The organism is Caballeronia sp. (assembly GCF_049581465.1).
Taxonomy (GTDB): Bacteria; Pseudomonadota; Gammaproteobacteria; order Burkholderiales; family Burkholderiaceae; genus Caballeronia.
On the sequence record NZ_JBAUSA010001377.1, the window covers coordinates 1 to 3,181 of the forward strand.

Genomic DNA, 3,181 nt, shown 5'->3' on the forward strand with positions numbered 1-3,181 from the left:
ACACGGTCGAGGCAGGAAGGCGCGGCGCGACTAATCCTTTCCTTCCCCATGACCCGGACCTCTTTGTCGCCGATCTCTCGGACACTCACCTCGCGCTGCTCAATAAGTTCAACGTCTTCGACCATCATCTCCTGATCGTCACCCGTTGTTTCAAACGGCAGGAAACGCTGCTCGACCTGACGGATTTTTCAGCATGGGTCGGTTGCATGGCCGAGTTCGATGGCCTGGGCTTCTACAACGGGGGCGCGCAGGCCGGCGCGAGTCAACGCCACAAGCATTTGCAGATCGTGCCGCTGCCGCTCGGAGGATCAGGGCCGCCGCTCCCGATCGAGTCTGTCCTTGCGTCCGCGTGCATGGACGGGCCGATCGGAGCGGTTCCCGGCCTGCCGTTTCGGCATGCGTTCGCCCGTCTGGCATTGGGCCCTCCCGCTTCGCGGCACGCAGCACAGGCCGCTTTCGATTGCTATCGCGCGTTACTTGAGGCTGTTGACCTGAAGGGGATCGAGGTGGACGGCGAACACCACCAGTCGGCCCCGTACAACCTGCTCGTCACCCGCCGATGGATCATCCTCGTACCGAGGTCTGCGGAATGCGTGGAGGGAATTTCGGTGAACGCGCTGGGGTTCGCGGGCTCGCTTTTCGTGCGCGACGCAGCGCAGATGCAAGTGGTCAAGAGACTCGGCCCGATGACCGTGCTGCAGCGAGTCACTGTTCCCACGGGCAAGATAGGTCAGGTCGTGCACCGTTAGACCAGACGCTGCCAAAGAGCCTCAAGCTCGCTAAAGTGATTCCCCGTACGCTTGATTTCACCTCAATCCCATCGATCATCACGCACCTGAACCACGCCCGCTTCGATCCGCACTGGGAACGCCACCACGTCCTCATAAGCCGGGGGTGCCAACACCTTCCCCGTCCTGATGCAAAACCGCGCACCGTGGCGCGGACAAATCACAACGTCGCCTTCCACCGCACCACCCGTCAGGAAGCCGCCGTCGTGCGGACAGATATCCTCAATCGCATAGCAGGTGCCGTCAAGGTTGAACACGGCCACTTGCGCGCCGTCGACCTCGACGCTGCGAACAGCCCCGGCCGGGAAATCCTCGATCGCGGCGACATCGACCCAGTCAGACATATCACAGCATCCCCAATTGCAGGCGTGCCGCGTCCGACATCCGCTCTCGTGACCACGGCGGATCCCACACCAGTTCAACGTGTACGTCGTTCACACCGCTCACCAGGTAGACAGCGTCCGCAACCGTCGCCGGGAAAGTCTGCGCGACGGGGCAGCCTGGTGCGGTCAACGTCATGCGGATCTCGACGCGGCCTTCGGCTTCGTCTGCATCGAGACCATAGACCAGACCCAGGTCGTAGATGTTGACCGGAATCTCCGGGTCGAACACGGTGCGCAGTGCGTCGATCACGCGTTCTTCAAGACGTTCTGTCGTTGCGCCGCTGCCCGGTTGTGCAGCCTCAAGACGCTTCAGCCAATCGAATGTGTTCATGGTGTGCCTCACTCTGTCGAAACCGGTCGGTCCTGATCGTGCAGCGCGGCATGCAACGTGTGCCACGCAAGCGTCGCACACTTCACGCGCGTGGGAAATTCACGCACGCCGGACAGCACGGCCAGCTTGCCCAACTCAGGCGCGGCGATCGCCTGCCCTGCGGCAGGCGTTGTCACCATCTCGTGAAAGCTTCCGAACAGCGCTTCGGCCTGTGCCTGCGTCTTGCCTTTTAGCGCCTCGGTCATCAGCGACGCGGACGCTGTCGCGATCGCGCAGCCCTCGCCTTCGAAACTCGCCTCCTTCACGACTCCATCCTCGACTCGCAGATACAGCGTGATCCGGTCGCCGCACAACGGGTTGTAGCCTTCTGCCTTGTGATTGGCGTCGGGCAGTCCATGACGGTTACGCGGCCGCCGATAGTGGTCGAAGATGACTTCCTGATATAGATCCCTCAGATCGCTCATAAGCCGAACACCTCCTTGACCTTGCCGATACCTTCGATCAGCACGTCGATATCCTCGCGCGTGTTGTAGAGGGCGAGTGACGCGCGCACCGTCGCCGGTACGCCGAAGCGCTGCATCACCGGCATTGCGCAGTGATGGCCCGCACGCACGGCGACGCCGTGATGATCGAGAATCGTACCGACATCATGCGCATGCACGCCGTCGAGCACGAATGACAGGATGCTCGCTTTGTCGCCTGCGGTACCGATGAGTCGCAGGCCCGGTATTACCTGCAATGCATCCGTTGCATAAGCGAGCAGATCCGTCTCGTGCGCGGCGATGACTTCCATGCCGATGCCATCGATATAGTCGAGCGCCGTGCAAAGGGCAATCGCGCCGGCAATGTTCGGTGTGCCGGCTTCGAACTTCCACGGAATCGCGTTGTATTCCGTTTTCTCGAACGTCACCGAACGGATCATGTCACCCCCACCCTGCCACGGCGGCATGGCCTCAAGCAACGCAGCCTTGGCATACAGCACGCCAATACCCGTCGGCCCGTACACCTTATGCCCCGAAAACGCGTAGAAATCGCAATCGAGCGCGCGGACGTCGACCGGTAGATGCGCGATCGCCTGTGCGCCATCCAGCAGCACCGGCACGCCCTTCGCGTGGGCAGCTCCAACGATGCGCTCTACCGGAGTAATGCTGCCGAGCGCGTTAGCCAGATGTGTAATCGCGACGAGCCGTGTGCGTTCACTTAACAAGCGCTCATACGCATCGGCATCGAGTGCGCCGCTGTCGTCGATCGGTACGACTTTCAGCACCGCGCCAGTCTGCTCGCAGACCAACTGCCACGGCACGATGTTCGAATGGTGCTCCATCGCGCTGATCAGGATTTCGTCGCCGGGCTCGAGCCGTGGGCGCGCGTAGCTCTGGGCGACGAGATTGATCGCTTCGGTCGTGCCACGTACGAAGACGATCTCCTCCGGACGCGGCGCATTGATGAAACGTGCAACCTTCCCCCGTGCTGCTTCGTATGCGTCCGTCGCGCGCTGCGACAGCAGATGCACGCCGCGGTGAACGTTGGCGTTGCTATGCCGGTAGTAGGCACTTTCGGCGTAGATGACCGAGGCAGGCTTTTGCGTAGTTGCGCCATTGTCGAGATAGACCAGTGGCCGGCTATGCACGCGCTCGCCAAGAATCGGAAAATCGGCTCGCCAGTGCGCGACATTGCGC

5 protein-coding genes are annotated in these 3,181 nt (G+C 61.8%); 1 reads left to right on the top strand and 4 read right to left on the bottom strand.

The genetic code is table 11. The features are described 5' to 3' along the window. On the top strand, nucleotides 1-749 hold a 749-nt coding region (locus WCA53_RS33295; RefSeq protein ID WP_423922088.1), incomplete at its 5' end, for an ATP adenylyltransferase family protein. A gap of 62 nt (nucleotides 750-811) precedes the next feature. On the opposite strand, the gene WCA53_RS33300 is transcribed toward WCA53_RS33295, so the two are convergent. The 4 genes from WCA53_RS33300 to WCA53_RS33315 form a co-directional block, all read right to left on the bottom strand. Next, entirely contained in the window at nucleotides 812-1,132 is a 321-nt protein-coding gene (locus tag WCA53_RS33300) for a Rieske (2Fe-2S) protein (protein WP_423922091.1), read from the bottom strand. Between the two features lies 1 nt (nucleotide 1,133). Then, on the bottom strand, nucleotides 1,134-1,502 hold the full coding sequence (locus WCA53_RS33305) for an SUF system Fe-S cluster assembly protein (RefSeq protein WP_423922094.1): 369 nt from the start codon (nucleotides 1,500-1,502) through the stop codon (nucleotides 1,134-1,136). Nucleotides 1,503-1,510: 8 nt separating this feature from the next. After that, nucleotides 1,511-1,966 (bottom strand): Fe-S cluster assembly sulfur transfer protein SufU, encoded by a 456-nt coding sequence (gene sufU / locus WCA53_RS33310; RefSeq protein WP_423922097.1) that lies wholly within the window; start codon nucleotides 1,964-1,966, stop codon nucleotides 1,511-1,513. Next, nucleotides 1,963-3,181 (bottom strand): SufS family cysteine desulfurase (locus tag WCA53_RS33315; protein WP_423922100.1); only part of this gene is annotated, 1,219 nt, incomplete at its 5' end. The genes sufU and WCA53_RS33315, both read right to left, overlap by 4 nt.

Excerpts from the sequence above, each read along its gene's own strand:
- WCA53_RS33300 (WP_423922091.1), bottom strand. The coding sequence starts at position 1,132 with ATGTCTGACTGGGTCGATGTCGCCGCGATCGAGGATTTCCCGGCCGGG.
- WCA53_RS33305 (WP_423922094.1), bottom strand. The coding sequence starts at position 1,502 with ATGAACACATTCGATTGGCTGAAGCGTCTTGAGGCTGCACAACCGGGC.
- sufU (WP_423922097.1), bottom strand. The coding sequence starts at position 1,966 with ATGAGCGATCTGAGGGATCTATATCAGGAAGTCATCTTCGACCACTAT.